General features: G+C 68.1%; 8 protein-coding genes and 1 pseudogene. 8 read left to right on the forward strand and 1 reads right to left on the reverse strand.

Annotated features, from left to right (window positions below):
• Positions 1-296, reverse strand: a pseudogene (locus DBR34_RS22320) (inner membrane protein YpjD); the annotation flags it as partial.
• 131 nt (positions 297-427) lie between these two features.
• On the opposite strand from DBR34_RS22320, the gene ffh reads away from it, so the two are divergent.
• From ffh to DBR34_RS22325, 8 genes are all read left to right on the forward strand, one after another.
• Positions 428-1,807 (forward strand): signal recognition particle protein, encoded by a 1,380-nt coding sequence (gene ffh, locus DBR34_RS07320; RefSeq protein WP_038689636.1) that lies wholly within the window; start codon positions 428-430, stop codon positions 1,805-1,807.
• A 150-nt stretch (positions 1,808-1,957) separates the two neighbouring features.
• On the forward strand, positions 1,958-2,392 hold the full coding sequence (locus tag DBR34_RS07325; RefSeq protein WP_128096299.1) for a hypothetical protein: 435 nt from the start codon (positions 1,958-1,960) through the stop codon (positions 2,390-2,392).
• A 75-nt stretch (positions 2,393-2,467) separates the two neighbouring features.
• Positions 2,468-3,544 carry a nitronate monooxygenase gene (locus DBR34_RS07330; RefSeq protein WP_128096300.1) on the forward strand — a complete coding sequence of 359 codons (1,077 nt, stop codon included), beginning with the start codon at positions 2,468-2,470 and terminating at the stop codon, positions 3,542-3,544.
• Positions 3,541-4,347, forward strand: coding sequence for an aminotransferase class IV family protein (locus DBR34_RS07335; protein ID WP_128096301.1), 807 nt, complete (start codon positions 3,541-3,543; stop codon positions 4,345-4,347). The genes DBR34_RS07330 and DBR34_RS07335 overlap by 4 nt, the downstream gene beginning before the upstream one ends.
• 112 nt (positions 4,348-4,459) lie before the next feature.
• Positions 4,460-4,720: a 30S ribosomal protein S16 gene (gene rpsP / locus DBR34_RS07340; RefSeq protein WP_017356068.1), complete on the forward strand. Its 261-nt coding sequence runs from the start codon at positions 4,460-4,462 to the stop codon at positions 4,718-4,720.
• A 43-nt stretch (positions 4,721-4,763) separates the two neighbouring features.
• Positions 4,764-5,276, forward strand: coding sequence for a ribosome maturation factor RimM (rimM, locus tag DBR34_RS07345; RefSeq protein WP_128096302.1), 513 nt, complete (start codon positions 4,764-4,766; stop codon positions 5,274-5,276).
• 4 nt (positions 5,277-5,280) lie between these two features.
• Positions 5,281-6,039: a tRNA (guanosine(37)-N1)-methyltransferase TrmD gene (gene trmD / locus DBR34_RS07350; RefSeq protein WP_038689627.1), complete on the forward strand. Its 759-nt coding sequence runs from the start codon at positions 5,281-5,283 to the stop codon at positions 6,037-6,039.
• 154 nt (positions 6,040-6,193) lie between these two features.
• Positions 6,194-6,403 (forward strand): 50S ribosomal protein L19 (locus tag DBR34_RS22325; RefSeq protein WP_258223727.1); only part of this gene is annotated, 210 nt, incomplete at its 3' end.

Here is a 6,403-nt window from a genome sequence, read left to right on the forward strand (position 1 = left end):
GCAGCCATCGGGAACACCAGCACGCCCAGCGCGGCCATGCGTCCGCGCGCGGCCACCAGCGAGGTCAGCCAGGCCATGCCCAGGCCCACCAGCGACAGCGCGGCGAAGAAGTGCATGTCCGGGCCACCGGTGGTACGCATCGCCACCAGTACGTGGTAGCCGCCGTGCAGCAGCATGGCCGGCAGCGCCGGCCACAGCCAGGCGGGTGAGCGGATCGCGTCATCGCGGCTGACGGCGCGCACCAGCAGGGCGGTGGCGGTCAGGTACAGCAGGGTCGCGATGAGAACGATTGTCATCGTGGCAGTTTCGCATACCCCCGGGGTGCTGGCGATGCCTGCGGCCACGGGGCGCAGGTGCGGTCCGGGGTGCTTGGCGGACCCGCTATACTGTGCGTCTCTCTGTCTTTCGTTCTGAACAGGTTGCCTCCATGTTCGAGTCCCTGACCCAGCGCCTCTCCGGCACCATCGAGCGGCTGCGTGGCCGCGGTCGCCTCACCGAGGAAAACATCCGCGAGGCCACCCGCGAAGTGCGCATCGCGCTGCTTGAGGCCGACGTCGCCCTGCCGGTCGTGCAGGCGCTGGTCGAGCGCATCAAGGTGCGCGCCGTCGGCCAGGAAGTGCTCAAGTCGCTGACCCCCGGCCAGGCGCTGATCAAGGTCGTGCGCGACGAGCTGACCACGGTCATGGGCTCGGCGGCGTCGGACCTCAACCTCAACGTGCCGGCCCCGGCGATCATCCTGATGGCCGGCCTGCAGGGTGCGGGCAAGACCACCACGGTGGCCAAGCTTGCCAAGCACCTGAAGGAAAAGCGCAAGAAGAAGGTGATGGTGGTGTCGGCCGACGTCTACCGTCCGGCCGCGATCGAGCAGCTCAAGACCCTGGCCGACCAGGTAGGCGTGCTGTTCTTTGCCTCCAGTGCCGACCAGAAGCCCGAAGCGATCGTCCGCGCGGCCATCGATGACGCACGCAAGTCGTTCGCCGATGTGCTGATCGTCGATACCGCCGGCCGCCTGGCCATCGACGACGCCATGATGGCCGAGATCAAGGCGCTGCACGCAGCGGTCAACCCGGCCGAAACCCTGTTCGTGGTCGACGCCATGACCGGCCAGGACGCGGCCAACACCGCCAAGGCCTTCGGCGAAGCACTGCCGCTGACCGGCGTGGTGCTGACCAAGACCGACGGTGACGCCCGTGGCGGTGCCGCACTGAGCGTGCGCTACATCACCGGCAAGCCGATCAAGTTCGTCGGCGTCAGCGAAAAGCCCGACGGCCTGGACGTGTTCCACCCCGACCGTATCGCCAGCCGCATCCTGGACATGGGCGACGTGCTGTCGCTGGTGGAGCAGGTCGAGCAGCAGGTCGACAAGGACAAGGCCCAGAAGCTGGCCGAGAAGGTCGCCAAAGGCAAGAAGTTCGATCTGAACGACATGCGCGACCAGCTCGAGCAGATGCAGAACATGGGCGGCATCGGCGGCCTGATGGACAAGCTGCCGGGCCTGGGCAACATTCCCGAGCACCTCAAGCAGCAGGTCAGCCAGGGCAAGGAAGTGCCGCGCATGATCGCCATCATCAACTCGATGACCAAGAAGGAACGCCGCAACCCGGGCCTGCTCAACGGCTCGCGCCGTGCCCGTATCGCGCGCGGTTCCGGCCTGACCCCGGCCGACGTCAACAAGCTCATGAAGCAGTTCCAGCAGATGGAAAAGATGATGAGCAAGATGGCCGGCGGCGGCATGAAGGGCATGATGCGCAGCATGAAGGGCATGATGGGGGCCATGGGTGGCCGCGGCGGCCTGCCGTTCCGCTGAGTGCCCCGTGCGCGGCCGGCCTTCGGGCCCCGCGCAGCCTCTGTTCCACCGTAGTGTCCGCTCGCGTCACCGGCCTGCGCCTTTGCCTCTTGCCAGCCCCTTGGTCGGGTGCTTGACTAGCACGCTGTTGAATCTCTCAAAGGAATGCCCGTGAACAAGTCGATCGTGGTGGTGGCGCTGGTCCTGGCGCTGGCCGCCTGCAAGGACGACACGTCGATGTCGCAGAAGGCAGGCAGTGCGATCAGCGGCACCGCCGCCGATTTCGTCGCCGGCCTGGGCGAGGGCGTGGACAAGCGCATGAGCGTGACGCTGCAGATCGACCCCGGCTTGGCCGCACGCGGCCTGACCGTGACCCAGGGCAAGAGCCGTGGCATGGGCTCCAAGGACGCGGCGGTGTACGTGGTGGCCGACAAGCCGTTCAAGGGCAAGCTGGTGGCACGCGCGCTGGATGCCGAGGGCACCGAGATCGGCCGGGCCGTCGTCGAAGAAGAATTCGCCGCCGACGACGCGCGCTATGTGACCTTCACGTTCAACGAGGAAATGGACAGCCAGCTGGTCCGCACCTACGCGGTGTCGGCGCGCTGAATCCTGCCGGCGTGCATGCCGGGCAGGGCGGTGCGGCGTATGCTGGCCGGGTCTGACCCTACAGGTGCGCCGCGCGTGAGTCTTTCGCCGATCCTCGAACGCGCCGACAGTTTCTGTCGGCGTTTTGCCTTGCAGGCCCCGATTCTGCTTGCCCCGATGGCCGGCGCCTGCCCGGTGCCGCTGTCGGCCGCGCTGGCCACGGCCGGCAGCATGGGCGCGATGGGCGCGGTGCTGTCCCAGCCAGCGGACATCGTGGCGTGGATGGACGATTTCCGCGCGCAGTCCAGCGGGCCGGCCCAGGTCAATGTGTGGGTGCCCGACGCGCCGCCGCAGCGCGATGCCGAGGCCGAAGCGGCCACGCGCGCGTTCCTGGCGCAGTGGGGGCCGGAGGTGCCGGCCAGTGCCGCCGATGCTGGCCCGGCCGATTTCGATGCGCAGTTCGATGCGCTGATCACCGCGCGTCCGGCGGTGGCCTCGACCATCATGGGCGTGTTCTCCGCAGCGCAGGTACAGCGCCTGAAAGACGCTGGCATTGCCTGGATCGCGTGCGCGACGACCCTGGCCGAAGCGCGCGCCGCCCAGGCCGCCGGGGCCGACGCGGTGGTGGCGCAGGGGTTTGAAGCCGGCGGGCATCGTGGTGCGTTCGATCCGGACGCGGCCGAGCGTCAGCTGGTGGGGTTGTTCGCGCTGCTGCCGCGGCTGGCCGATCATCTGGACATCCCGGTCATCGCGGCCGGTGGCATTGCCGATGGTCGCGGCATCGCCGCGGCGCTGACGCTGGGTGCCAGCGCGGTGCAGGTAGGCACCGCGTTCCTGCGCACCCCCGAATGCGCGATCGATCCGGCCTGGTCGCACGCACTCGCCGCGGCCGAACCCGAAGACACCTGGCCGACGCGGGCATTCAGTGGCCGGCTTGGCCGCGGGCTGGCCACCGCCTACGTGCGCGCCGCCGCCGGCCCTGACGCGCCGCCGCCGCGGCCGTATCCGGTGCAGCGCGGGCTCAGTGCGCCGATGCGCGCGCAGGCCAACCGCGAGCACCGCATCGACGCCATGCAGGCCTGGGCCGGGCAATCGGCCTGGATGGCACCGGCGCGCCCGGCCACCGAGGTGCTGCAGCAGATGTGGTCCGACGCGCGGGCGCTGCTGGAATGACGCTCTACTGCAACGGCCAGCGCGCCAGCGTCGAGGATCTTGCCGGCGCGTTGACCAACTACGGCCACTTCACCTCGCTGCAGGTGCGCGGTGGCGCGGTGCAGGGCCTGGACCTGCACCTGCAGCGGTTGCAGCAGGGCACCGAAGCCTTGTTCGGCACCGCGCTGGAGGCGGCGCAGGTCCAGGCCTGGATGCAGCACGCGCTGCATGCCGAAGAGATGCGCGATGCCGCGTTGCGGGTGACGGTGTTCTCGCGTGCGTTCGATTTCCGCCAGCCGCTGCGCCCGGTCGCGGTGGATGTGCTGGTGGCGGTCGCGCCGCCGGTGACGATGCCGGCCACGGCGCGGCGCGTGCGTTCGGTGGTGTACCAGCGCGAGCTGCCGCACCTCAAGCACGTAGGCACCTTCGCCCTGTTCGAACAGCGTCGGCGGGCGGTGCAGGACGGGTTCGATGATGCGCTGTTTGTCACCGACGACGGCGAGGTCAGCGAGGGCAGCACCTGGAACATCGCCTTCCTGCAGGGCGACCAGATCGTGTGGCCGCAGGCGCCGGCCCTGCGGGGCACCCACGAACGGCTGCTGCAGGCCGGGTTCGCGCCGGCGCAGCAGCAGGTGCGCCCGGTGGCGCTGGCCGAGCTGGACCGGTTCAACGGCGCCATCGCCTGCAATTCGGCCGGGGTCTGGCCGATCGAAGCGATCGACGGGGTGACCTTCGCCCGGTCCGAGATGTTCTGCCAGTGGGCCCGGGGCAGCCTGGAGGCCGCGCCCTGGCAGCCCTTGGGGGCCATCGATGGCGTCGGTTAGCGCGCTATTCAGCTTGGCCGGTCTTCACAGGCTTGGAATGACCGCAGGCCGCCGCTATAATCGCCGGCTTACCGCGCCATCCTGGCGACTGGGCAATTGAGGAAACAACACCATGGTCAAGATTCGACTGACCCGCGGCGGCGCCAAGAAGCGTCCCTTCTACCACATCATCGTGACCGACTCGCGCAGCGCCCGTGATGGCCGCAACATCGAGCGCGTCGGTTACTACAACCCGGTGGCCCAGGGTGCGGAATCCCGCATCGTGCTGGACCTGCCGCTGGTCGACAAGTGGGTTGCCAACGGCGCCCAGATGACCGACAAGGTTCGCAACCTGTACAAGGAAGCGACCAAGGCCCAGGCCTCGGCGGCCTGATCCTGACGGGCCGCGCCTGCCGCGGCCCATTCGGTCTATTCAGATGAAAGATACCGAGCGCCGGATCCTGCTGGGCAGGATTGTCGGCGCTTTTGGTGTGCGAGGCGAGATCAAGCTCGAGTCCTGGACCGAGCCGCGTACCGCCATTTTCAACTATCAGCCCTGGATCCTGCGCACGCCCGCCGGCCAGGAGAGCACCCTGACCGGGGCACGCGGACGTCAGTCCGGCAAGCATCTGGTCGCGGTGTTTCCGGGCATCACCGACCGCGATGTGGTCGAGTCGATGTACGGAACCGAAGTCTATGTATCGCGCAGCGCGCTGCCGCCGCCGAAGGCCGACGAGTATTACTGGGTCGACCTCGAAGGCTTGCAGGTGCGTACCGTTGACGGCGTTGAACTGGGGCGGGCGTCGCACCTGTTCTCGACCGGCTCCAACGACGTGCTGGTGGTGCAGGGCGACCGTGAGCGGATGATTCCGTTCGTGCAGCCCGAATTCGTCGTCTCGGTGGATTTCGAGGCCAACCTGATCGTGGTCGACTGGGATCCGGAGTTCTGATCCGGTGAGAATCGACGTCATCACGTTGTTCCCCGAGTTCATGGCACAGTCGGCCGCGCTGGGCGTGGTCGGTCGTGCCGCCGAGCGCGGCCTGCTCGACCTGCATGGCTGGAATCCGCGTGACTATGCCGAAGGCAATTACCGCCGGGTGGACGACCGTCCGTTCGGCGGCGGCCCCGGCATGGTCATGCTGATCGAGCCACTGCGCGCCTGCCTGGCCGCGGCGAAGGCGGCCGATCCGGCGCCTGCGCCGGTGATCTACCTCAGCCCGCAGGGTGCGCCGCTGACCCAGGCCAAGGTGCGTGAACTGGCCGCGCTGCCGCGCATGATCCTGCTGTGCGGGCGTTATGAAGGCATCGATGAGCGCTTCCTCGATGCGGAGGTCAGCGAGGAAATCTCGATCGGCGATTACGTCCTGTCCGGCGGTGAGCTGGGCGCGGCGGTGATCGTCGATGCTGTGACCCGGTTGCAGGAGGGCGCCCTGGGCGATGCCGAATCGGCCGCCCAGGACAGTTTCGAAGGCCCGCAGGGGCTGCTGGACTGCCCGCATTTCAGCCACCCGGCCCAGCATGAATGGGGCACCGTCCCGGACGTGCTGCGCTCGGGCAACCATGCCGCCATCGCCCGCTGGCGCCGCCAGCAGTCGCTGCTGCGGACCGCAACCCGGCGGCCGGACCTGCTTGACGAGGCCCAGCTGTCCAAGGCCGACCGGATTCTGCTCGCGCAGGCCCGGCAGGCCCTGGCCGACGACCCTTCCCCCTAGCGCGGGGCAGGAATCTTCGGTTATCATTGGCGATTCCCATCAGGCCGTTGCGCCCGGTGGTGGAAACCCTACAAAAAACGTGCAGCACAGTCCGGTGACTGCATGAGCCCACGTTGTCGAACGACACGACCACCCGAACACTATCGGTGCACCCATGAGCAAGCTGAACAAAACCATCCTTGCGGATTTCGAATCCGCCCAGATCACCCGCGAGCTGCCGAAGTTCAGCCAGGGTGACACCGTCGTCGTCAACGTGAAGGTCAAGGAAGGCAACCGTGAGCGCGTCCAGGCTTACGAAGGCGTCGTGATCGGCACCAAGAACGCCGGCCTGAACTCCGCGTTCACCGTCCGCAAGATCTCGCAC

Source organism: Stenotrophomonas sp. HMWF003 (assembly GCF_003061285.1).
Classification (GTDB): Bacteria; Pseudomonadota; Gammaproteobacteria; order Xanthomonadales; family Xanthomonadaceae; genus Stenotrophomonas; species Stenotrophomonas maltophilia_AP.